The 22,487-nt window shown below is 66.2% G+C and carries 18 protein-coding genes; 5 read left to right on the top strand and 13 right to left on the bottom strand.

The features are described from left to right. The 8 genes from ACIP90_RS07705 to ACIP90_RS07670 all read right to left on the bottom strand — a co-directional run bounded on the left by ACIP90_RS07705 (position 1) and on the right by ACIP90_RS07670 (position 11,295). Positions 1-1,164 carry a serine/threonine-protein kinase gene (locus tag ACIP90_RS07705; RefSeq protein ID WP_400578243.1) on the bottom strand — a complete coding sequence of 388 codons (1,164 nt, stop codon included), beginning with the start codon at positions 1,162-1,164 and terminating at the stop codon, positions 1-3. A gap of 214 nt (positions 1,165-1,378) precedes the next feature. Then, positions 1,379-3,331, bottom strand: a complete 1,953-nt coding sequence (locus ACIP90_RS07700; RefSeq protein ID WP_400578241.1) for a beta strand repeat-containing protein — start codon at positions 3,329-3,331, stop codon at positions 1,379-1,381. 89 nt (positions 3,332-3,420) lie between these two features. Next, positions 3,421-4,518, bottom strand: a complete 1,098-nt coding sequence (locus tag ACIP90_RS07695) for a hypothetical protein (protein WP_400578240.1) — start codon at positions 4,516-4,518, stop codon at positions 3,421-3,423. Between the two features lie 130 nt (positions 4,519-4,648). Next, positions 4,649-5,719 carry a Gfo/Idh/MocA family protein gene (locus tag ACIP90_RS07690; RefSeq protein ID WP_400578238.1) on the bottom strand — a complete coding sequence of 357 codons (1,071 nt, stop codon included), beginning with the start codon at positions 5,717-5,719 and terminating at the stop codon, positions 4,649-4,651. 218 nt (positions 5,720-5,937) lie between these two features. Beyond that, positions 5,938-7,038 (bottom strand): substrate-binding domain-containing protein, encoded by a 1,101-nt coding sequence (locus tag ACIP90_RS07685; RefSeq protein WP_400578236.1) that lies wholly within the window; start codon positions 7,036-7,038, stop codon positions 5,938-5,940. Positions 7,039-7,092: 54 nt separating this feature from the next. After that, positions 7,093-8,370, bottom strand: coding sequence for a multiple monosaccharide ABC transporter permease (gene mmsB / locus ACIP90_RS07680; protein WP_400578233.1), 1,278 nt, complete (start codon positions 8,368-8,370; stop codon positions 7,093-7,095). Between the two features lie 44 nt (positions 8,371-8,414). Continuing rightward, positions 8,415-9,974, bottom strand: a complete 1,560-nt coding sequence (gene mmsA, locus ACIP90_RS07675; RefSeq protein WP_400578230.1) for a multiple monosaccharide ABC transporter ATP-binding protein — start codon at positions 9,972-9,974, stop codon at positions 8,415-8,417. 130 nt (positions 9,975-10,104) lie between these two features. Further along, complete coding sequence (locus ACIP90_RS07670) at positions 10,105-11,295, bottom strand: ROK family transcriptional regulator (RefSeq protein WP_400578228.1); 1,191 nt, start codon at positions 11,293-11,295, stop codon at positions 10,105-10,107. 208 nt (positions 11,296-11,503) lie between these two features. On the opposite strand from ACIP90_RS07670, the gene ACIP90_RS07665 reads away from it, so the two are divergent. Further along, positions 11,504-12,316 (top strand): nitrilase-related carbon-nitrogen hydrolase, encoded by an 813-nt coding sequence (locus ACIP90_RS07665; RefSeq protein WP_400578334.1) that lies wholly within the window; start codon positions 11,504-11,506, stop codon positions 12,314-12,316. Positions 12,317-12,336: 20 nt separating this feature from the next. Here ACIP90_RS07665 and ACIP90_RS07660 read toward each other — a convergent pair whose 3' ends face one another. Beyond that, positions 12,337-13,953 (bottom strand): PucR family transcriptional regulator, encoded by a 1,617-nt coding sequence (locus tag ACIP90_RS07660; protein WP_400578226.1) that lies wholly within the window; start codon positions 13,951-13,953, stop codon positions 12,337-12,339. A 101-nt stretch (positions 13,954-14,054) separates the two neighbouring features. On the opposite strand from ACIP90_RS07660, the gene ACIP90_RS07655 reads away from it, so the two are divergent. Continuing rightward, positions 14,055-15,596, top strand: a complete 1,542-nt coding sequence (locus ACIP90_RS07655; RefSeq protein ID WP_400578223.1) for an amino acid permease — start codon at positions 14,055-14,057, stop codon at positions 15,594-15,596. Further along, the gene (locus ACIP90_RS07650; protein ID WP_400578220.1) at positions 15,593-17,335 is read left to right on the top strand and encodes an FAD-dependent oxidoreductase; all 1,743 of its coding nucleotides are present in this window, start codon (positions 15,593-15,595) and stop codon (positions 17,333-17,335) included. The genes ACIP90_RS07655 and ACIP90_RS07650 overlap by 4 nt, the downstream gene beginning before the upstream one ends. 10 nt (positions 17,336-17,345) lie before the next feature. Here ACIP90_RS07650 and ACIP90_RS07645 read toward each other — a convergent pair whose 3' ends face one another. The 4 genes from ACIP90_RS07645 to purU all read right to left on the bottom strand — a co-directional run bounded on the left by ACIP90_RS07645 (position 17,346) and on the right by purU (position 19,912). Further along, positions 17,346-17,867 carry a gamma carbonic anhydrase family protein gene (locus ACIP90_RS07645; RefSeq protein ID WP_400578217.1) on the bottom strand — a complete coding sequence of 174 codons (522 nt, stop codon included), beginning with the start codon at positions 17,865-17,867 and terminating at the stop codon, positions 17,346-17,348. A gap of 35 nt (positions 17,868-17,902) precedes the next feature. Continuing rightward, complete coding sequence (locus ACIP90_RS07640; RefSeq protein WP_400578214.1) at positions 17,903-18,262, bottom strand: class I SAM-dependent methyltransferase; 360 nt, start codon at positions 18,260-18,262, stop codon at positions 17,903-17,905. A gap of 76 nt (positions 18,263-18,338) precedes the next feature. Continuing rightward, the gene (locus ACIP90_RS07635; protein ID WP_400578212.1) at positions 18,339-19,019 is read right to left on the bottom strand and encodes a class I SAM-dependent methyltransferase; all 681 of its coding nucleotides are present in this window, start codon (positions 19,017-19,019) and stop codon (positions 18,339-18,341) included. 32 nt (positions 19,020-19,051) lie between these two features. Beyond that, entirely contained in the window at positions 19,052-19,912 is an 861-nt protein-coding gene (gene purU / locus ACIP90_RS07630; RefSeq protein WP_400578209.1) for a formyltetrahydrofolate deformylase, read from the bottom strand. Positions 19,913-20,212: 300 nt separating this feature from the next. Between purU and glyA the strand changes: the two genes are divergently transcribed. Then, complete coding sequence (gene glyA, locus ACIP90_RS07625; RefSeq protein WP_400578206.1) at positions 20,213-21,520, top strand: serine hydroxymethyltransferase; 1,308 nt, start codon at positions 20,213-20,215, stop codon at positions 21,518-21,520. Positions 21,521-21,523: 3 nt separating this feature from the next. Next, positions 21,524-22,426, top strand: coding sequence for a bifunctional methylenetetrahydrofolate dehydrogenase/methenyltetrahydrofolate cyclohydrolase (locus ACIP90_RS07620; protein WP_400578203.1), 903 nt, complete (start codon positions 21,524-21,526; stop codon positions 22,424-22,426). The last annotated feature ends 61 nt before the right edge of the window (positions 22,427-22,487 follow it).

The raw sequence follows: 22,487 nt of genomic DNA, 5'->3' as shown, positions 1-22,487 counted from the left end.
TTACGGTTCCACGCTCTTTTGCAGCTCCAGGAGGTGATCGCCCAAGGTGCCGGTCACCGTGGGGTAGGTGACGACGTCGGGCGTTCCAGGCGCAGTGACTGCGAGGGTTACCGCCAACACTCCGGCGGCCAGGGCGGCCGCAGCGACAGAGGACGCCAGCCAGGCGCGTCGGCTGCGCCGGGGACGGGCGGTGGCACGGATTCTGTCCTGCGTAGCTGTGGCGTGACCGCTGCGGCCGTCCGGGAGAACTGAAGGGGGCCGCATCGGCAGGGCGGGGAGGACACGGGTGTGCTCCCCGGCTACGTTCCCGGGGACACATTCCGGTGAAACCAGCGCCTGGCGGAGAGCGATCTCCAGGTCCAGGGCACTGGGCCGGTCCAGCGGTTCGAAGGCCGTCATGGACGTCAGGAGTTGTTGCCACTCAGCCGGCAGGTCTCCGGGAATCTCTGGCGCACGGTGCAGCCGTGCGACGGCCGATTCCACGGCACTGCCTGGATATTCCAGGGTTCCCTTGATGCATTCCAGCAGCACGAGGCCCAAGGAGTAAATGTCCGTGGCTGGCGAGAGCGGCGAGCCCATCGCCTGTTCGGGGCTGAGGTATGCGGCTGTCCCCACCATGGTGCCTGTGGCAGTCAGCCGCGTCCCGTCGGCGATCCGGGCGATGCCGAAGTCTGTGAGCTTGGGCCGCAGCGGCTCCCCGGGACGCACCTGGACGAGGAGGATGTTGGCAGGTTTGATGTCGCGGTGGATGATGCCAAGACCATGGACGTAGGCCAAGGCGTCGGCAATCCCCGCGCCGATCACGGCGAGTTCGTCGAGCGGAACCCGGCTGTGGCGCAGCCGGCCGCGAAGGTCCTGGCCCTCCACGAGTTCCATGGTGAGGAACGGTCTCGGCCGGTCAGGCACTCGCGTGTCGACCCCTGCGTCGAACAGCGTCACGAGGCTTGGATGGTTGAGCGTCGCGAGGAGCCTTATCTCGGCTTCCTGCCGCTTGAGCTCGTCGGCGTCTGCAGCCTGCGGAGCGAAGAGCTTCAGCGCCACGTCCCGGCCGAGGTTTTCGTCCCGGGCCGCGTAGACCGATGACATTCCTCCGCGGCCTATTACTTCTCCGAGTCTGTAGCGCCCGTCCAGTACATCGGTCACGCTGCCGGGCGATTCTTCCAATACTTGCCGTCCTTATCCGCCAGTGGGTCCCGTTAAGGGTAATACGGGGGCAGGGCGGCGGACGGCGCGCAGGTTGTGCGCGGAATCCGGGGCTGGATGACAGCCCGGACGGCGGTCCGGCTTCCGCTGGTCTTCTGACCATCCGAAGCCGGACCACCGGCAATGGGTCCGTGATGTTCACTTGGGCCCGCCCGCGGCGGGCCCAGACCTCTATTTATGCCTTCTTCCTCCGGATGACCATCAGCATCCCGACGGCCAGGAGGGCGAGGGCGAGTGGCAACAGACCCCCCTCTGCTCCAGTGTTTGCCAGGGACTGAGCGCCGCTGGGCGTCTGGCCAGTGGCCAGGGCCGCCGTCGGGGCGTTGGCCACCACCGAGCCATCCGTAGTCACTGCGCCTGCAGGCTGAACCACGATCCCGCTTCCATCTGAGACCCCGCCGGTGGCGGAGCCGCCGGTGGTGCCGTCAGTGCCCGAGCCCGTGCCGTCGGTGGTGCCGTCAGTGCCGGTGCCCGTGCCGTCGGTGGTGCCGTCAGTGCCGGTGCCCGTGCCGCCGGTGGGGTCGTCCGTGCCCGTGCCGCCGGTGGGGTCGTCCGTGCCCGTGCCCGTGCCGCCGGTGGGGTCGTCCGTACCCGAGCCCGTGCCGTCCGTGGGGTCGGATCCGGTTCCGGAACCATCACCCGGGTCTGTTGCCGGTGGTGTGGTACTCGTTCCGGCGCCAGTCCCGAGGTCGATGCCCAGATCGATGCCCAAACCAACAGAGGGATCCGTTTCCGTCCCCAGACCGACAATGACGGCGCCCGCAGCGGCCGGGCCGCCATCCCCGAGCAGCCCTGATTCGCCAAGGCTGACGTCGAGCTGGGCGTCTGCGGTGGTGCCGGTGCCTGCAGCGTTGCCGAGCTTGACGTCGACTACAGCGTCGGCGGTGGTGCCGGTGCCTGCAGCGTTGCCTAGGCTCACATCAACGACAGCATCGGCGGTCGTGCCGTTGCCCGTTGCGGTTCCGGTGTTGCCAAGGGAGACGTCGAGGAGGGCATCGGCGGTCGTGCCGTTGCCCGTTGCGGTTCCGGTGTTGCCAAGGGAGACGTCGAGGAGGGCATCGGCGGTGGTGCCGTTGCCCGCGGCGTTGCCCAGGTTCACATCAACGACTGCGTCGGCGGTGGTGCCGTTGCCCGTGGCGTTGCCCAGATTCACGTCGACCGCAGCGTCCGCGGTGGTGCTGTTGCCCGTTGCGGTTCCGGTGTTGCCAAGGGAGACGTCGAGGAGGGCGTCGGCAGTGGTGCCGGTGCCCGCGGCGTTGCCCAGATTCACGTCGACTACAGCGTCGGCGGTGGTGCCGGTGCCTGCAACGTTGCCGAGGTTGACGTCGACTACAGCGTCCGCGGTGGTGCCGTTGCCCGTTGCGGTTCCGGTGTTGCCAAGGGAGACGTCGAGGAGGGCGTCGGCAGTGGTGCCGGTGCCCGCGGCGTTGCCGAGGTTGACGTCGACCAGGGCGTCGGCGGTAGTGCCGGTGCCCGCGGCGTTGCCTAGGTTCACATCAACGACAGCGTCCGCGGTGGTGCCGTTGCCCGCGGCGTTGCCAACGTTCACATCAACGACTGCGTTGCCGGTCGTGCCGTTGCCCGTTGGGGCTGCCGTGGCATTGCCCAGGTTCACGTCGACTACAGCGTCCGCGGTGGTGCCGGTGCCCGCAGCGTTGCCAACGTTCACGTCAACGAGGGCGTCCGCGGTGTTGGCGGCGCCTGTTGGGGCGGCTGCAGCGTTGCCGAGGTTCACGTCGACTACAGCGTCCGCGGTGGTGCCGGTGCCCGCAGCGTTGCCAACGTTCACGTCAACGAGGGCGTCCGCGATGTTGGCGGCGCCTGTTGGGGCTGCTGTGGCGTTGCCGAGGTTGACATCGACTAGGGCGTCGGCTGTGGTGCCGGTGCCGGTTGCGGTGTTGCCGAGATTAACGTCGGCGGCGGCCGCAACTTGGGAAGACCCCGACGTCGTTGGACCACCCAGCAGGCCCAACGACGTCGAAGCATTGACGTCCGCCGAAACGGACTCTGATCCAACGGCAACCGTGCCGGTGACGGTTGTGTCCGCGTTAGCCGCGGTGGCGCCGAGGGCTAAAAGCCCTCCGGCAAAGAGGGTGCCCAGAAGGCCCCTGCGAAGGTTCTGATGCATTTTGATGTCTCCTGAAGAGTTGTTGTCGGGCGCTCAAGGCGGCCCGAATCGGCCATGTTTCTGCACAAGGAATGGCAGAGCAGGCCCAACTAGTCAGGGGAGGAACCGGGGTCGATAGCCACCGGTGAGGGGACGTGCTGCGGCGGACCACTAGCAGGCACACGGCCCGCGGGCGGAAGGAAGCCGAACGGACTGGTCAGCCAGGCGGCTGACGGTGAGGGCCCGCCGGCAGACTGGCCATTGCCCGATCCGGAGCCAGCGGGCGGAGTCGGGAGCGGGGCAGCCGCCGGGTCCGCCTCGCCACCGAAAGGCGTCCCTCCTCCTGCGGACATGCCGGGACGAGACTGGGCAGCTCCGACGGGTTCCAGTGAAGGGAAGGCAGCGGCATGGAACAAGGGCCTTGGCCCAGAGCTTCCAACGGCCCCGGGTACCGGGACAGGGGAGTGCGCAGTGGAAACACGGGCACTTTCAGCGCTTTCCGAGGAAGCGGGTCCCGGGACTGCCGGGAGCGGCAGGACGCCGTCGGACTTCTGGGACGGGGTGAGTGCCTGAATGACGTCAACAACGGGTGTAACGGCAGGTCCCGCCAGCGGCGGCGTCCCTTCGAGGACATCCGCAATGGATTCGAGGTGTGGTTCCAGGGCAGGTGCCGCTTCCGTCACCGGCCGTACAACAGTTCCTGCCACCTTCTCCGCGATGCCGCTAACTGCCGGGTCCGCCAAAGTGGTCACGGGGGCAGTAAGGAGCGTCGCTGTGTCAGCCGGGAGCGCTTTGACCGGGGCCAGGGTGTCCGCGGCTGCCTGAAGCGGGGCAGCGAGCTCATTCACCAGGGAGGGGATGGCGCGGGGCGCCGCTTGGGGAGCGGAACGTACCGGCGGCGCAGCCTGTGGAATCGGGGCGGAACCGGGTGCGGGAACAGCCACAGCATGCGTGTGCCTGGCAGGCGCTTCCGCCACGGAATGAATGGTTTTCTGTGCCGTTTGGGCGATGCGGGCAGCCTTGGACTCGCTGTTGAGTGACGAAGTCACCGCGGAAGAGATCCCGCCGAGTAGGGAGTCCTGCCCCTGCTGGGTGCTGGCATCGGCGGCCGGTGCCGTGAAGGAAAGCCAGGCCACGGCTGCCGCGCCCGCAATGAGCACTGGACGCAAGGGGCGCAGAGCGGACCACGGCAATGCACTGCTGGCCATGCTCGACACCCCCCGGTCTGCGAACACTCTGACGATCTTTTACAGCGTATGCCTCATTGAAAGGCACAGTCCAGAGCCAAACGTATAAAAATCCATCGAATCGACAGCCCCTCGCCTAAGCAGACCGCTGTCAGTGGGCATCGTTTGGGTAGCTGACGCCCAGCTGCGCCCGAACGCCGTCGAAAAGCCGCATGGTGTTCAACGAATCTTCCAGCGGCATGACCGGGCTTTCCGTTAAACCCTGCTGAACGCACCGCGTCACCTCGCGAAGCTCGTAGGTGTAGCCCAGGCCGGCTATGTCGAAGTGCTCTGTGCGCAGCGGTTCGCGGCCGATTCCGATAACAAGCTGCTTGGGGTTGTTGATGGAGCCAAGCGTTTGAAGATAGCCCAGGCTTCCGGCGACGGTGGCGGCGCGCGGGCCGTAAGCGAGAAGAGACGAGGTCAGCTGTGCCTGTGCCCCGTGGTGATACTCCAGCGTCAGGGCGTTCTGTGCGTCCACGCCGTCGTCATTAAGTGTGCCCGTGGCACTGACGGCGTGCGGGAACCCCAGTGTGCCCAGAGCCCACAGCAGGGGGTAGACGGTCAGGTCGAGCAGCGCCCCGCCGCCGTCCTTGACGGCCCATAGGCGCGCGGTGGGCGAGTACGGTGCCGGGAATCCGAGATCCGCGGTGACCCACTGTACGGTACCGAGTTCGCCGGAGCGTGCGATTTCAAACGCCCGCTGCATGCTCGGAAGGAAACGGCTCCAGACGGCTTCCATCAGGAACAGCTTCTTTTCACGGGCGACGGCTATGAGCTCGGCAGCCTCGCGGGCATTGATGGTGAAAGCCTTTTCGCACAGGACGTGCTTTCCCGCATTGAGGGCAGCGAGCACCATCTGGTGATGCTGGGCGTGAGGCGTGGCCACGTACACGATGTCCACCGCGTCGTCGGCGAGGAGCCGCTGGTAGCCCTGCTGGCCGCCGTCGTCCCCATACGCCGCGGAGAAGCCGAATTCCGCAGCAAAGGCGTCCGCTGCCTCCTGCCGGCGTGAACTGACCGCGTACAGCTCGGCGTCAGCGAGGAGAGCCAGGTCCCGGGAGACGAGTGACGCGATCCTGCCGGTGGCGATCACTCCCCAGCGCAACGCGGCACCGGTAGCGGCGCGAGGATCCTGGTTGGACTGGCTGAAAAGCCACGGCGTGGCGATAGGCGAAGTCATGACGCCATCCTCTCACCGCGCGCAGGAGCGTTGTGGCATTACGCGCAGGAGCTGCGGGAAGGTTGGGGTTTGGGCGGCGGGAACTGAGGGAGGGTCGGGTCAGGACCGGCAGGAAGTGCCGGAGAGGGGTGGGGTGGGACGCCAAGAGCCCCGGCCCTCCTTTTGCGGGGGAGCCGGGGCTCTTGGGTGGAGCGTTTGGCGTTACGCCGTCAGTGCGGCTACTTGGTGATCGGTCCGAGTACCGGATCGTCCACGTAGGCCGTCTTGACGTTCTCCTGGGTCACAATGACCGGCTCCAGCAGGTAGGCCGGAACGGTCTTGACCTTGTTGTTGTAGGACTTGTCGTCGTTGATCTCAGGCGTCTTGCCGGCCTGGATGTCCTTGACCATGACGATCGCATGCTCAACGAGCTTGCGGGTGTCCTTGTTGATGGTGGAGTACTGCTCCCCGGCCATGATGGACTTGACCGACTCAACCTCGGAGTCCTGGCCGGTGATGACGGGCAGCGGCTTGCCGGCACCCTTCACGGCGGTCAGGACAGCGCGGGCCAGGGTGTCGTTCGGGGACAGCACGCCGTCCAGCGAAGCGCTGCCGTAGCTGCCGGTCAGCAGGGTGTCGGCGCGGCGCTGGGCGTTTTCTGCCTTCCAGCCCTGCGTGACGGCCTGCCCGAACGATGTCTGGCCGGACAGCACCTTGAGGGTGCCGTCGTCGATCTTCGGCTGGAGCACGCTCATGGCGCCGTCGAAGAAGACCTTCGCGTTGGCGTCGTCAGGGGAGCCAGCGAAGAGCTCGATGTTGTACGGGCCCTGCGGCTTCTTCTTCTGCATGCCTTCGAGGAGTGCCTGGCCCTGCAGCTCGCCCACCTTGAAGTTGTCGTATGCCACGTAGTAGTCCACGTTCTGGGTGTTCAGCAGCAGGCGGTCGTAGGCGATGATTTTCGCCCCGGCGTCCGCGGCCTGCTTCAGCTGGGTGCCCAGCTGGGCACCGTCGATGGCGCCGACGATGATGACCTTGGCTCCCTTGGTGATCATGGCACTGATCTGGTTCTGCTGCTCGGAGACGCCGCCATTGGCGAACTGGACGTCCGGCTTGAAGCCGGCTTCCTTGAGCCCGTCGTTGAACAGCTTTTCCGCCAGGACCCAGTTTTCACTGGTCTTCTGCGGGAGCGCGACGCCGATCGAGGAGTCCTTGGGGAAAGCCTCGCCGCCTGCGGTGCCACCGCCCGTTGTGCCGGTGTCGGAACGGCCGCAGGCTGTCAGCGCCAGTGCCGCAATGGCAGCGACTGCTGCCGCCTTTCCTGCTTTACCAATCATTCGCATTGCTTGGTTCACTTTCTATAGGGGTGGGAAATGCGTCCGGGGAGCGGTCAGTGATCAGGCTTCCCGGGCGATGGTTTCTTTGGTCGAAGTCACTTCGTCGGGCTGAAGCGGCGTTCCGCCGCGGGGGCGGTTGAAGTTCTGGGTCAGCATGCCGATGATGGACCGCTTACCCTGGCTCTTGTTGTAAACGTCGAAGGCCACGGCGATCAGCAGGACCAGGCCCTTGATGATCTGGGTGAGGTCTGCGCCGACGCCGAGGAGCTGCAGACCGTTGTTCAGCACAGCCATCACGAGGCCACCGACGATCGAGCCGATAACCGTGCCCACGCCGCCGGTCACCGCCGCGCCGCCGATGAACACAGCTGCGATGGCGTCGAGTTCCCAGCCAACGCCGTCGAACGGGCCGGAGGCGGTGGAACGGCCGACGAAGATCATGCCGGCGAGGCCGGCCAGGATGGACATGTTCATCATGACCAGGAAGTTGACCTTCTTGGACTGGACACCGGAGAGCTCGGCTGCGTGGCGGTTGCCGCCCACCGCGTAGACGTGGCGGCCGACGACGGTCTTGGAGGAGATGAAGCCGTAGATCAGGACCAGGACGGCAAGGATGAGGCCGGGGATCGGGAAGGACGTTCCCGGGCGGCCGGTGGCGAACAGGTACGTCGCGTACAGGATGGCACCGCAGATCAGTACGAGCTTGGTAACGGCCACCCACGCCTCCGGAACCTCTGCGCCGAGGGCCTTGGCAGTGCGCCGGGCCCGGAGTTCGCTGAAGACCACGAATGCGACGCCCAGCAGGCCAAGCAGCAGGGTCAGGTTGTTGAAGCCGGTGTTCGGACCGACCTCCGGAAGATAGCCGGAGCCGATGTACTGGAAGTCGGCGGGCACCGGAATGGTGTTGGACTTGCCGACGAACTGGTTGAAACCCCGGAACAGGAGCATGCCCGCAAGCGTCACGATGAATGCGGGTATCCCCACATACGCCGTCCAGAACCCTTGCCAGGCGCCGATCAGGATTCCCAGGCCAAGGCCGAGCAGAATGCCCGCATACCACGGGATTCCCCAGTCACGGATGGCCAGCGCAACGGTGACGCCCACGAACGCCGCCACGGAGCCGACTGACAGGTCAATGTGGCCGGCGATGATGACCAGCACCATGCCGATGGCCAGGATGAGGATGTAGGAGTTGCCGTTGAAGAGGTTGATGACGTTGCCTGGAGTGAGCGTGCGGCCGTCGGTAGCGAATTGGAAGAAGATGATCAGTGCAACCAGGGCGAAGATCATGCCGAATTGGCGGGTGTTGCCGCCAAAGAGCTTCTTGAGCGCGTTCATTGTGTCAGTCCTTGTTCTGGAAGGTTCTGGAGGATTCCAGAGGGTCAGGCGGCGGCTTTGCGGGCGGAGGTCATCAGCTTCATCAGGCTTTCCTGGCTGGCCTCGTCTTTGTTCAGGACACCTGTGATGGCGCCTTCGAAGATGGTGTAGATGCGGTCCGAGAGGCCCAGCAGTTCAGGCAGTTCGGACGAGATGACGATGACTCCCTTCCCTTGGTTGGCCAGCTGCTGGATGATGCCGTAGATCTCGTACTTGGCGCCGACGTCGATGCCGCGCGTGGGCTCGTCCAGGATCAGCAGGTCAGGGTCCGTGAACATCCACTTGGCCAGGACCACCTTCTGCTGATTGCCGCCAGAGAGCTTGGCCACGCCTTCCTCCACGGACGGCGTCTTGGTGCGCAGGGACTTGCGGTACTGCTCAGCCACTGTGAACTCCTTGTTGGAGTCCACAACGAAGTGCCTGCTGATCTTGTTCAGCGCAGCGGAGACAGTGGTGGTCTTAATGTCATCCAGCAGGTTCAGGCCAAGGGACTTCCGGTCCTCCGTGACGTAGCCGAGGCCTGCGTCAATGGCCTGTTTGACGTTCTTGAGCTGGAGTTCCTTGCCGTCCTTGTAGATGCTGCCGGTGATGTACCGGCCGTAGGAACGGCCGAACACGGAGCGGGCCAGTTCGGTGCGGCCCGCGCCCATGAGCCCGGCGAAGCCCACGATCTCGCCGCGGCGAACGAAGAAGTTGGAGCCCTTGCAGACCAGCCGGTCCTGGATCTGCGGGTGGCCGACGGTCCAGTTCTTGACCTCGAAAAGGACCTCGCCGATCTTGGGCTCATGGTGCGGGAAGCGCGACTCCAGCGTCCGGCCCACCATGCCCTTGATGATACGGTCCTCGTCAACGCCGTCGGCCTTGACGTCGAGGGTCTCGATGGACTTGCCGTCACGGATGATCGTGATGGAATCTGCGATCTGCTCGATCTCGTTGAGCTTGTGCGAAATGATGATGGAGGTGATGCCGCGGCCCTTCAGGCCCAGCATCAGGTCCAGCAGGTGCTGGGAGTCCGACTCGTTCAGCGCCGCGGTGGGCTCGTCGAGGATGAGGAGCTTCACGGACTTGCTCAGCGCCTTGGCGATCTCCACGAGCTGCTGCTTGCCGACGCCGATTTCCTTGATGGGGGTATCCGGGTCTTCGCGCAGCCCCACCCGGGCGAGCAGCTCGCGGGTCCTGGTTCGGGCCTCGGCCCAGTCGATCACGCCGCGTTTGACCGGTTCGTTGCCAAGGAAGATGTTCTCCGTGATGGACAGTTCCGGGATGAGCGCCAGTTCCTGGTGGATGATCACGATGCCGGCGTGCTCGCTGGCCCGGATGTCCTTGAACTGCTGGACCTGGGACTGGTACACGATGTCGCCGGTGTAGGTTCCGTACGGGTACACGCCCGAAAGGACCTTCATCAGGGTGGACTTGCCGGCGCCGTTCTCTCCGCAGATTGCGTGGATCTCTCCCGCCTTCACCCGCAGATTCACATCGGCCAATGCTTTAACGCCGGGGAATTCCTTGGTGATGGAGCGCATCTCGAGGATTACGGGTTCTCTGTGCGTGCTGTCGGACGTCATATGCCCTTACGCCTCCAATGCGTGACTACGTTGTCCGCCCCGCAAACCGCAGGGGCCGTCTGATGAAAAAGTAAACTGGATCACAGCCATTGTCGTCAAGTCTTTAACGCAACAGCCCGATAACGAAAAGCTACGAGCGCCGGATTCCGGCATGCTGGAAGACCAGGGCGGCGGCTCCCAAGGCCTCGGCACGGTCACCCAAGGAGGACATGGTCAGGGTCGTGGTTTCCCCGATGACGGGAACGGCGTGCCGCACCAGACCCCTGCGGATAGGGTCAAGCAGAATGTCGCCGAGCCCGGCCAGGGGGCCGCCCACGACGATCACCTCCGGGTTGATCAGGTTGGCGACATTGCCCAGGGCGCGGCCCACTGCCAGGCCGACGTCGTCCACCACGCGCAAGGTGGCCGAGTCCCTGGCCAGGGCCTTATGGACGATGTCTTCCGGGGTCATCGGTTTGTCCCTGCCCCGGCTCAGGAACTCGATCATGGTGGTGGTGGACGCGATGGTCTCGAGGCAGCCCCTGTTCCCGCAGCGGCAGATCAGGCCGTGTTCGTGGATAGTGGCATGGCCGATTTCACCGGTGATGCCCACGTTCCCGTAGTACGGCGCGCCATTCAGGATGAGCCCGGCGCCGATGCCCGATCCGATCTTCATGAACATGAGGTTGCTGATGCCGCTGTGCGGCCCCCAGGTGACTTCCGAGAGGGCGCCTAGATTGGCGTCGTTGTCGATAAACACGGGGAACTGCAGCGTGTTTTCAAGGTGCTCGAGGATGTTGATTCCCACCCATTCGGGCAGGATGGCGCCCTGCGCCACCGTGCCCGTCCGCCGGTCGATAGGGCCGGGAATCCCGACGCCGGCGCCCACGATGGCGCTGCGCTCCACGCTGCTCGCGGCCAGCAGCTTGGTCAACAGCGCGACGGCGGCCTCGATGCCCTCGTCCGCGTGGTGGCCCAGTGGCAGGAGCACGGATTCCTCGGCGATGATGTGGTAGCTCAGGGAGGCCAGCACGACGCGCAGATGCCGGCGGCCAAAATCGATGCCCACGGCCACGGCGCCGTTGCTGTTCAGCCGGACATTCAGGGCCCGCCGCCCCGAACTGGTGGTCGGTTCGGTCGACGCCAGGCCGGAGTCCTGCATGATCTTGACGATGTTGGAAACCGTGGCGGTGGACAGGCCCGTTTGCCGGGCGAGCTCCGCCTGGGTGGAGGGGCCGTTAAGCAGGCATTCGATGATCCGCTGCTGGTTCAGGTGCCGGAGGGCAGACTGTGACCCAGGGTTTTTGGTTCGGCTCCTCGTTGAGCGCGATGTTGAGGGCATGCTTAGAAGAGTGCACCACCGGCGCGTTGTAGTCAAGAAGTTAACGCATCCGCATGGTTGTCGCCGTGTTGTGGAGGGCGGACAATACGTCCCGATGCCTGCCGCGGAAGGTGCAAATGGCCCGTCCCGGACCGTGCAAGCCGGGTCTACGCTGAGGAGGAAGGCGGCCCGGAGGCCGCGGACGTTGACACAAACTCTCGAGGTGATCATGGTGTTGCTGGCGCTGATGCAGGCGAATTCCAGTGTTTTGGACGTGGAACGCAACTGCGGCGCGGTCGAGGAGGCGGCGGGTCAGGCTGCGGCGGCCGGTGCACGCGTTCTGCTGACTCCGGAGCTGTTTCCGGTGGGCTATGCCCCGCTGCGCGTGCGCACCGAACTGGACCCCGCCGACCTTCCCGCAATCCGGCGAACCCTGGCGGACATCGCCGGGCGCCACAACATTGCCGTCGTATACAGCCTCCCTGCCATAGCGGCCGACGGGCGGTGGCACATCTCGGCCACACTCACCAGCAGTACGGGGGAGGAACTGCTCAGCTACGCCAAAGTGCATTTGTTTGGTGCCGAGGAGCGGAAGGCCTTCAGCCCCGCGGAAGCAGCTCCCGCCGTCGTCATGCTGGACGGGATCAGGACATCACTGGCTATCTGCTATGACGTGGAATTCCCCGAGACCGCCAGGGCTGCCGCGGCCCGCGGCGCCGAGCTGCTCCTGGTTCCCACGGCGCTGGCCCACGGCTTCGAAGAGGTGCCCCAGATCCTGCTGCGGGCAAGGGCGCTGGAAAGCCAGCTGACCGTGGCCTACGCCAACCACTCCGGGGCGGAGGACGGCTGCGAATTCCTCGGCGGGAGCGTGATAGCCGCGCCGGATGGCTCCCTGCTCGCCGCCGCCGGGCCGGGCGCGGAACTGCTGTTCGCCGAAGTCAGCGCGGAGGCGGCCCGGGACGCGAGGAACGCCGTGCCGTACCTTGCCGAGCGCCGTCCCGCTGTCTACCGTTCCTGGGAAGACAGCCTGCGCCGGGATTAGCCGCTCCAGGAGGACGGGCATCAGCCCGCAGTGCCGCCGGCCGACAACAGCTCGTCCACGTACTGCAGGGCGATCCACAGCTCCGCCCGCACCTGCGCCTGGTTGAGATCGGCGTCCAGCAGCTCCGCCACGGCTTTGATCTGGCGCCGGACGCTGTTGCGGTGCAGCCCCAGTACCTTGGCCGTGGCGTCCCAGCTCCCGTTTTCGCCCAGCCACGAGCGCAGGACAGCCAGCTGCGCGTCCCGGCGCTCCGGTTCCTGGTTCAGCAGCGGCTCCAGCAGCCTGCCCGCCAGCATGGTGCCGGCCTCGCGTCCGAGGAGACCGGCCACGCTCCATGACACGTCATCAACCCTCGCGCTCTTGCCGGTGTTCCGGACCCGCGACCGCACGGACGTCACCCGCTGATACGCTGCGGCCAGGCCCGCCAGTTCGGTGGCCTCCCCGATTACGAGGCGCCAGCCGAGCTTCTCGACTTCGCTGACGAGTGCATCATCGACCTTCAGCCGGGTCACTGCCGCGAAGCCGTAGTCCGTGATCTCTACGAGTTTGGTGTCGAACAGCCGCCGCCACTGCAGCAACTCCCGGACGGGGCTGTCGCCCGCGGGCCACGTGCCCTGCTCCGCCTTGATTCCCTGCACCACCCGCAGCGGGGCTGACCGGGTGGAGGAGGTGCTCTGGGCCAGCAGGTCCCTGAGCCCATTGACGTGCCGGGCTCCGCCGCTGACCAAGCTGTCCGGATGCAGCAGCAGTGCTGTGGCCAGCTGGCTTGGCGCAAGGGATCCGCTGGTCCGCTGCCGGACCAGCAGCTCCAGCAGCCCGACGGCGGATGAGACCACGCTGTTTTGCGACGGGGTCAGCGGCTGGTCCGTTCCGAGAATCAGGGCGCCGAGGTTGGCGTCGCGTGTGCTGCGCAGCGGGTGCCCGAACACCAGGGCAGAGCCGGGAACGTCGAAGGAATCCATTTCCACGCGGGGGCCGCTGCCGCCGAGCAGTCGCTCGAGGATCTGCTGCAGGGCGGAAAGCTCGACGCCGGTGCCCGCCCGGGCGCGGACCCTGCCGTCCGCGCCGACCAGCACCGCCCACACCGGGACACGCTGGACCAGGGCGGCCAGGAGCTCATGCTCGGGCCGCGCCGAAAGGACCGCGCGCATCAGCTGCCGGTTGGTGTCCGCCAGCTGCCGGAAGACTTTGGCGTTATCCGATTCGAGCAGTTGCGAAAACTCCAGCCCGATGGCAGCGAACGGCACAGTGCCTGGCACCTCAACCAGTGTCAGGTTATGCCGGACGCAGGCCTTGACCAGTGCTTCCGGCACCGCATCGAAGTAGGGTTCCACCCCGAAGCCCAGGGCTCCCACGCGGGCTCCCACCAGGCGCCGTACGTAGGCGTCAACCCGGGCCTCATTGCCTGCCTCACCCACGAACGGCAGCCCCGCCGTGAGGAGGAACTCGCCGTCGAGCAGGTACGGCGTGGGGTCCTCCAACTCGCTGGGCTCCACCCAGCGCAGCAGGCCGGAACCGTTGCCGCCGTCGTGAAGAACGGTCAACTCCGGCGGCAACTTGTCCAGGAACTCCTCCAAAGTGACGGCGCTCAGCCGGTCGGCTCCCGACGCCGTTCCCTGTTGTGCATTGCGTCTCATGCCAGCACACTATAGGGCATTTTGCACAACGGTGAGAGGCCGCTCACACCCTTAGGGTGGGGTGAGGGCAATGGACAACTACTCACGAACGGACGTCAACGATGACTGCGCCAACCTACACAGAACAGCGGCCAGCCGCGCCGCCCGAAAGGCCCGGCCTGGCCGCGCAGCTGCTGCGCCGCAAGCCGATCGGACAGATGGTCAATGAAGCCGAGACAGGCCATGGCGGAACCCGCCTGATCCGTAGCTTCGGCGTTTTCCAGCTAACTATGATCAGCGTCGGTGCGACACTGGGAACCGGCATCCTGGTGATCCTCGGGGAATCGGTTCCGGTGGCCGGGCCGGCCATCTGGATCTCCTTCGCCATCGCTGGACTCGCCGCACTGCTGTCCGCAGTGTCGTACGCCGAAATGGCCGGCCTGGTTCCCGTTGCCGGCTCCAGCTATTCCTACAGCTACGCCACTTTGGGCGAGGGCATGGCCTGGATCTGTGGCTGGTGCCTCGTGCTCGAATACGCCGTGTCAGTCGCTGCCGTGGCAGTTGGCGCCGGCCAGTACGTGAACGAGTCCCTGGCGGTCTTCGGCCAGATCCTGCCCGATGCCATCACCCAGCCGCCGGGAGACGGCGGCGTCGTGAACATCCCGGCCATGATCATCGTGCTCTTCGCCATGATCCTGCTGGTGCGCGGCGCCAAGGAAAGCGCCTGGATTAATACCGCCATCGTCGTGGTCAAGGTGGGAATCCTGGTCTTCTTCTGCGCAGTGGCCTTCACCGCCTTCAGCGCCGGCAACTTTGAGCCGCTCCTGCCCATGGGCGCAGCCGGTGTCTCAGCCGCCGCTTCCAGCGTCTTCTTTTCCTACATCGGCTTCGATGCGGCATCTACAGCCGGTGAGGAAGCACGCAACCCCAAGCGGGACCTGCCTCGGGCCATCATGCTCTCCATGCTGATCGTCACCACCATCTACGTCCTGGTTGCCGTGGCCGCGGTCGGCGCCCGCCCCTGGGGCTGGTTCGACGGCAATGAAGCAGCACTGGTCAAGATCCTCGAGGAAACCACCGGGCAGCCGTGGATCGCCCTGGTCTTCGCCGTCGGCGCAGTCCTTGCCATCGCCAGCATCGTGCTGACTGTCCTTTACGGGCAGACCCGCATCCTTCTCTCCATGGCCCGCGACGGGCTCATTCCCAGGATCTTCGGCCGGGTATCCGCGAGGACCGGCACCCCGGTTGCCGGCACCCTGATCGTGGGCATCCTCGTGGCAGTCACCGCCGGCATGGTGCCGCTCGGCGCCCTGGCTGACGCCACGAGCATCGGCACCCTTTTCGCCTTCGCGCTGGTGAACGTTGCCGTCATCTACCTCCGCCGCGTGCATCCCGAACTCAAGCGGACCTTCACAGTCCCGCTATTTCCGCTCACCCCCATCCTCGGGGCGCTCATGTGTGCCTACCTGATGGCGAACCTCGGGGCGGACACCTGGGTGACCTTCGGCATCTGGATGTTGGTTGGGCTCGCGGCATACTTCGGCTATGGCCGCCGCAATTCAAGGGTGGCTTCCCTGACTCACGAGGAATACCGTGAATTGTCCAGCCGCGAACTTTCGAGCACCCCGTCAAACCCTGAATCCATGAAGGCAGAGCTTCCATGACAACCGCCACCGAGCTGCCGGCTTCCGATCCCTCGAGCACGGCAACCTTCGCCCCGTCCGGCGCCGCGACGGCCACCGCCGAGAGGCTGGACGCGGCACCCATCACCATGCTGAACCCGGACTTCCCGTTCAGCTACGACCATTACCTGGCCCACCCGGACGGCCTGGGGTCTGTACCGCCTGAGCTCTACGGCACTGAAGTGGCTGTTGTCGGCGCCGGGCTCTCCGGACTGGTCACCGCCTACGAACTCATGAAGCTGGGGCTGCGCCCCGTGGTCTACGAGGCCGACCAGATCGGTGGCCGCCTGCGCACTGCCGGCTTCCCCTCCGCTCCCGGCGTCGTGGCGGACCTTGGCGGCATGCGCTTCCCTGTCTCCGGCAAGGCGTTTTACCACTACGTGGACCTGCTGGGCCTCGAAACCCAAGACTTCCCCAACCCATTGGCACCTGTCACTTCCAGCACCGTGATCGAACTTGCCGGGCAGAAGCACTACGCAAGCACCGCGGCGGACCTGCCGCCGTTCTTCCGGGAGGTGGCCGAGGCCTGGAAAGCGGCCGTCAACGACGGCGCCGCGTTCAGGGAGATGCAGGACGCCATCCGGGCGCGCGACACGGCCCGGATCAAGGAACTCTGGAACGAGCTCCTGCCGCTGCTGGACGAGCAGACCTTCTACGGCTTCATCGCCGCGAGCGAGTCGTTCCGGAAAGCGGGCTTCGCCCACCGCGAGGCCTTCGGCCAGGTGGGCTTCGGCACAGGCGGCTGGGACACGGACTTCCCCAACTCCATCCTGGAAATCCTGCGCGTCGTCTATACCGACGCCGACGACCAGCACCGCCTCATTGCCGGGGGAGCGCAAAGGCTTCCCGAGGCACTCTGGCACCATGCGCCGTCGGGCATGGCCCACTGGCCGGAAGGGACGTCCCTGGCGTCACTGCACGCCGGCTCCCCGCGTGGAGCCGTGGAGCGGATCAGCCGCGACGCGAACGGCGATCTGCGCATCCGCGAGCGGTGGGGGCGCGAATCGGCTTACCCGGCCGTAGTGACCACGTGCCAGTCGTGGCTGCTGTCCACGCGCATCCACACCGAAGAGGCGCTGTTCCCCGCCGAACTGTGGACGGCGATCGAGCGCTCGCACTACATGCAGTCGTCCAAGACGTTCGTGATGGTGGACCGGCCGTTCTGGAAGGACATCGATCCCGCCACCGGCCGCGAAACCATGTCCATGACACTGACGGACCGGCTGAACCGCGCCACCTACCTGCTGGACAACGGCCCGGACAAGCCCGCCGTGATCCTGCTGTCCTACACCTGGAACGACGACGCGCTGAAGTGGCTGGCCCTCGACGCGGACCAGCGGGTTGAACTGATGCTGCACTCGCTGGAACAGATTTATCCCACCGTCGACATTGCCAGCCACATCGTGGGACAGCCCATCACCGTTTCGTGGGAAGCGGATCCCAACTTCATGGGCGCGTTCAAGGCGAACCTGCCCGGGCACTACCGCTACCAGCAGCGGCTTTTCACCCACTTCAAGCAGGACAAACTGCCGGAAGCGCAGCGCGGAATCTTCCTGGCCGGCGACGACATCTCGTTCACCGCGGGCTGGGCCGAGGGTGCCGTGACCACCGGACTCAACGCCGTCTGGGGCGTCGTGAACCACCTCGGCGGTTCATCGTCCGCCGCGAACCCGGGCCCGGGTGACGTCCTGGACACACTCGGGCCGATCAGCCTCGACTAGCCGTCAGCGGTCAGCCCGCGTGGACCTCGCGGTGCGCCTGCGCGAGGTCACGGTAGTGTGCCGCGTTGCGCTTCACGCCGTCGAACTCCTCATCAGTGAGTTCCCGGCGCACCTTGGCGGGGACCCCGGCCACGAGGGAGCGCGGCGGAACCACGGTGCCTTCCAGCACCACGGCGCCGGCCGCCACGAGCGAGCCGGCGCCGATCACCGCACCGTTGAGGATCGTGGCGCTCATTCCGATGAGGCAGTCGTCCTCAACGGTGCAGCCGTGAACCACCGCACTGTGCCCGACGCTGACCCGCGCCCCGACGCTGCAGGGAAATCCCGGGTCGGCGTGCAGCACCACGTTGTCCTGCAGGTTGCTGCCAGTGCCGACACTGATAGCGGCCGTATCCGCCCGCACGGAGACGCCGTAGAATGCGCTGGCGTCCTCGGCGAGCGTGGCGCGGCCGATGATGGACGCCGTCGGCGCAACGAAGACGGAGGGGTGGATGTCCGGCGTGTCGCCGGCGAAAGGGAAGATGGGAGCCATGCCCCCAGCCTAAGACACAGCGGTGACGGCCGATCTCAGGGGAGCGCGACGGCGATCGGCGCGCCCGGTTCCGCCACCCGCTCAAGCTCCCGCACGACGTCGTCCGCCTGCTCCGCCGTGAGGCCAGCCAGTGACTCGACGGCCCAGACAGCCGGGAAGGTGTTGTCCGCGAAGGGCAGGCGTGCGGGCTCCGCCACCGAAACGCTGAGGCGGCGGGCGACGGCATAGCGGACGTTCCCGTCGTAGGGGTCAACGCCCGTGTAGTGGATCCCGGCCTGGACAAACCTGAGGCCGTCGTCGCCAGGGCCGCAGCACACATCCAGGACGGCGTGCCGCCCCTGGGACTTGAGCAGGGCGATGAAGGGCTCCAGCGCAGTATCGGTGAGCAGAGGCATCGTGTTAACCAGTCTCAGTTAAAACTCTGCCGCTGGGAACCGCAGGCCGCTGCTGTCAGTCCGCGCCCGCAACAACCTAGCTGGGCCGCGGAGCCCGGAGGATCAGGAACTGGTAATGCTGCGTCCAGTGGCCGGCGCCAGGGCCGGACTCGGCGCCGGCGCCTTCCGGCCACGTCACAAATTCCTCAATCTCGCCGTGCCGGCCGAAGATCTGCCGCAGCGCGGCGTCGCTTCGGCGGCTGAAAAAGCGCGGCGGCCGGATCTGGTCTTCAGGGTTCAACACCTCTTCGTCCTCCCCGGACCAAACGCCGACGGCGATCGGCGCACCGGGCGCGGCCACCCGCAGGAGTTCACGGACGACGTCGTCGATGTCCCGGTTGGGGATGTGCAGCAGCGTGCTCATGCTCCACAGTGCAGGGAACACGCCGTCGGCGAAGGGAAGGTTCCGGGCGCTGGCAACCGAGACGTCCAGGCCCCTGGCTGTGGCGATCCGCACGTGCTCTTCGGACAGGTCAACGCCGGTGTACCGGATACCCGCCTGGACGAACCTCAGCCCGTCGAGCCCTGAACCCGTGCCGATTTCCAGCAGGGCGTGCCGGCCCTCAGCCTTCAGCCGGGCGATGAATCGCTCCCGATGCTCAGCACGTTGTGGCGTTAGCGGATGCTCGGGGTGCAGGACCGCGCGCTGGTTGTAGAACGCGGCCAGCCTGTCCTCGCCGCTGTCCTGCGGAGCGGGGTCGTCCCCGGCCGGCGCCACGTCCTGTTCCCCGGATCCTGGTTATGCGGACTCTAGTTGAAAACCACGGTCCGGTTGCCGTCCAGGAGCACCCTGTGCTCGGCGTGCCACTGCACCGCCTGGGCGAGCGTCCTGCCTTCAACGTCGCGGCCCATCTGCACGAACTGCTCCGGGGTGCGGGCGTGGTCCACGCGGATCACTTCCTGCTCAATGATGGGCCCCTCATCCAGCGCTGCGGTGACGTAGTGCGCCGTGGCGCCGATCAGCTTCACACCGCGGGCATGGGCCTGGTGGTAGGGCTTGGCGCCCTTGAAGGACGGCAGGAAGGAGTGGTGGATGTTGATGGCCTTGCCGGTCAGCTCCCTGCACAGATCGTCCGAAATGATCTGCATGTATCGGGCCAGGACGGTCAGCTCAATGCCTTCCTCCGCGATGATCTTCCGCAGTTGGTCCTCGGCCTGGGCCTTGGTCTCGGGCGTCACGGGAATGTAGTGGAACGGGATCCCGTAGAACTCTGCTAGCCCGGCCAGGTCATTGTGGTTGGAGACGATGGCCGGAACCTCGATGGGCAGGGTGCCGGAGCGCTGCAGGAACAGCAGGTCGTTCAGGCAGTGCGCGGATTTGCTGGCCATGAGCAGGGTGCGGACCTTCTGGCCCACCGGATGCAGGCTCCACTGCATGCCGAAGGCCTCAGCGACGGGCTCCAGGGCAGCCTGGACCTCGGCCCGGGCGGCGGACGTGGTCGCCTCAACACGCATGAAAAAGGTTCCGGTGGACTGGCTGCCGTACTGCTGGGAATCCGTAATATTGCAGCCCGCTACGAGCAGGGCGCCGGCCACGGCATGGACAATTCCGGGGCGGTCCGGGCAGGACAGGGTAATTACGTACGCTTTGACGGGCTGGTCTTCAATCACGAAGAACAGCCTACCCGCGCCGAGGGCCGGCTTTTGGTAGTCTGGTGGGGTCGCAACTGGCGTTGGGTGGCTAACCACCAGGGAGCGGCAATCACGAAGACCACGGATCGTACGCCTGGGCCGAGGGTCATGTTTTGCCGGTTGAGCACTGCACTTCCTGAGATGCGCCGTCTCCCGGGTGCACTGTGCGCCCCGCACGGAGGAGTTCTGGGACTGCCCGGAACTGTCATCCAGGGGCGGAGCTGCGCCCCAGCCGGTAGCCTGACCTTAGCAGTGCCCATCCCTAGCCAGGAGTTCTTCGTGACTACTTCACCGACTTCCGTCAGCACTTCCGCCACCGTTAGCAACCAGCCGCTGGCTGAACTCGACCCCGAGATCGCCGCAGTTCTGGACCAGGAGCTGGGCCGCCAGCGCGGCACCCTGGAAATGATCGCCTCCGAAAACTTCGCGCCGCGCGCCGTGATGGAAGCCCAGGGCTCCGTCCTGACCAACAAGTACGCCGAGGGCTACCCGGGACGCCGCTACTACGGCGGCTGCGAATACGTCGATGTTGCCGAGCAGCTGGCGATCGACCGCGTGAAGAACCTGTTCGGCGCCGAATACGCCAACGTCCAGCCGCACTCCGGCGCGCAGGCCAACGCTGCAGCACTCTCCGCCATGATCACCCCGGGCGACAAGATCCTGGGCCTGTCCTTGGCGCACGGCGGCCACCTGACGCACGGCATGAAGCTGAACTTCTCCGGCAAGCTCTACAACGTGGCTGCCTACCAGGTTGAAGAGAACAACTTCCGCATCGACATGGACAAGCTGCGCGAGCAGGCCATCGCCGAAAAGCCGCAGGTCATCATCGCCGGCTGGTCCGCGTACCCGCGCCACCTGGACTTCGCCGCCTTCCGCTCCATTGCCGACGAAGTCGGTGCGCTGCTGTGGACGGACATGGCGCACTTCGCCGGCCTCGTGGCCGCAGGACTGCACCCGAGCCCGGTGCCGCACTCCGACGTCGTCACCTCCACCGTGCACAAGACCCTCGCCGGCCCGCGCTCCGGTGTGATCCTGGCCAAGCAGGAGTGGGCCAAGAAGCTCAACTCCAACGTCTTCCCCGGCCAGCAGGGCGGGCCGCTCATGCACGTCATTGCAGCAAAGGCCGTGGCCTTCAAGATCGCCGGCAGCGCCGAGTTCAAGGAGCGCCAGGAGCGCGTCCTCGAGGGCGCCAAGATCATCGCCGACCGCCTTAACCAGTCCGACGTCGCCGAGGCCGGCGTCTCGGTCCTGACCGGCGGCACCGACGTGCACCTGGTCCTGGTGGATCTGCGCAACTCCCAGCTGGACGGCCAGCAGGCCGAAGACCTCCTGCACTCCGTGGGCATTACCGTCAACCGCAACGCCGTGCCGTTCGACCCCCGCCCGCCGATGGTCACGTCGGGCTTGCGCATCGGCACCCCGGCGCTGGCAACCCGCGGCTTTGGTGCCCAGGAATTCACCGAAGTTGCCGAGATCATCGCCACCGCGCTGAAGGCCGGCTCCGGCACCGATGTGGAGGCCCTGCAGGCACGCGTGGACAAGCTCGCCGCCGACTTCCCGCTGTACCCGCAGCACGAGCAGTGGTAACCCATGACCGCTGACACCACGAAAACCGCACAGGTCCTTGACGGCAGGGCCACCGCCGCTGCCATCAAGGCCGAGCTGACCGAACGCGTGGCCGCACTCAAGGCCAAGGGCGTCACACCGGGACTGGGCACCATCCTCGTCGGCTCCGATCCAGGCAGTGTCTGGTACGTGGGCGGCAAGCACAAGGACTGCGCCGAGGTGGGCATCAACTCCATCCGCCGAGACCTGCCCGAGGAAACCACCCAGGACGAGCTCCTGGCCGTGGTCCGCGAGCTGAACGGGAACCCGGAGTGCACCGGCTACATCGTCCAGCTGCCGCTGCCCAAGCACATTGACCAGGACGTCATCCTGGAGGCCATGGATCCCGACAAGGACGCCGACGGCCTGCACCCGATGAACCTGGGCCGGCTCGTGGCCAACATCAGCGGACCCATGAAATCCCCGCTGCCCTGCACACCGAAGGGCTGCGTGGAGCTGCTGACACGCCACGGCATCGACCTCAAGGGCAAGCGCGTCCTCGTGGTGGGCCGCGGAGTCACCATCGGCCGTCCGGTGGGCCTCCTGCTCACCCGCAAGGACGTCAACGCCACCGTGGTCCTGGCCCACACCGGAACCGTTGACCTGCCCGCCGAACTCCGGCGGGCCGACGTCGTGATCGCCGCGGCGGGCTCGCCGCACATGATCAAGGCGGAGGACCTGAAGCCTGGCGCCATAGTGCTCGACGTCGGCGTCAGCCGCGTGGACGACGGTACCGGCAAGGCGGTGGTCACCGGAGACGTGCACCCCGACGCTGCCGACGTCGCGGCCTGGCTGTCCCCGAACCCCGGCGGCGTGGGCCCGATGACCAGGGCCATGCTGCTGGCCAATGTGGTGGAAAGCGCCGAACGCCAGGCAGGCCTGGCCTAGCCTTTCGGGCCTCGCCTAACAGCACCACCGTAGGGTGCCTACTCCTGCTGGAGTAGGTGCC

It is taken from the genome of Arthrobacter sp. NPDC093139, assembly GCF_044754165.1.
Classification (GTDB): domain Bacteria; phylum Actinomycetota; class Actinomycetes; order Actinomycetales; family Micrococcaceae; genus Arthrobacter.
This window is presented reverse-complemented; position numbering and strand designations above follow the sequence as displayed.

What these genes read in the sequence shown, in the direction of transcription:
- ACIP90_RS07700 (WP_400578241.1), bottom strand. Translation starts at nt 3,331, where the DNA reads ATGCATCAGAACCTTCGCAGGGGCCTTCTGGGCACCCTCTTTGCCGGA.
- ACIP90_RS07695 (WP_400578240.1), bottom strand. Translation starts at nt 4,518, where the DNA reads ATGGCCAGCAGTGCATTGCCGTGGTCCGCTCTGCGCCCCTTGCGTCCA.
- ACIP90_RS07690 (WP_400578238.1), bottom strand. Translation starts at nt 5,719, where the DNA reads ATGACTTCGCCTATCGCCACGCCGTGGCTTTTCAGCCAGTCCAACCAG.
- ACIP90_RS07685 (WP_400578236.1), bottom strand. Translation starts at nt 7,038, where the DNA reads ATGCGAATGATTGGTAAAGCAGGAAAGGCGGCAGCAGTCGCTGCCATT.
- mmsB (WP_400578233.1), bottom strand. Translation starts at nt 8,370, where the DNA reads ATGAACGCGCTCAAGAAGCTCTTTGGCGGCAACACCCGCCAATTCGGC.
- mmsA (WP_400578230.1), bottom strand. Translation starts at nt 9,974, where the DNA reads ATGACGTCCGACAGCACGCACAGAGAACCCGTAATCCTCGAGATGCGC.
- ACIP90_RS07670 (WP_400578228.1), bottom strand. Translation starts at nt 11,295, where the DNA reads ATGCCCTCAACATCGCGCTCAACGAGGAGCCGAACCAAAAACCCTGGG.
- ACIP90_RS07665 (WP_400578334.1), top strand. Translation starts at nt 11,504, where the DNA reads ATGGTGTTGCTGGCGCTGATGCAGGCGAATTCCAGTGTTTTGGACGTG.
- ACIP90_RS07660 (WP_400578226.1), bottom strand. Translation starts at nt 13,953, where the DNA reads ATGAGACGCAATGCACAACAGGGAACGGCGTCGGGAGCCGACCGGCTG.
- ACIP90_RS07655 (WP_400578223.1), top strand. Translation starts at nt 14,055, where the DNA reads ATGACTGCGCCAACCTACACAGAACAGCGGCCAGCCGCGCCGCCCGAA.
- ACIP90_RS07650 (WP_400578220.1), top strand. Translation starts at nt 15,593, where the DNA reads ATGACAACCGCCACCGAGCTGCCGGCTTCCGATCCCTCGAGCACGGCA.
- ACIP90_RS07645 (WP_400578217.1), bottom strand. Translation starts at nt 17,867, where the DNA reads ATGGCTCCCATCTTCCCTTTCGCCGGCGACACGCCGGACATCCACCCC.
- ACIP90_RS07640 (WP_400578214.1), bottom strand. Translation starts at nt 18,262, where the DNA reads ATGCCTCTGCTCACCGATACTGCGCTGGAGCCCTTCATCGCCCTGCTC.
- ACIP90_RS07620 (WP_400578203.1), top strand. Translation starts at nt 21,524, where the DNA reads ATGACCGCTGACACCACGAAAACCGCACAGGTCCTTGACGGCAGGGCC.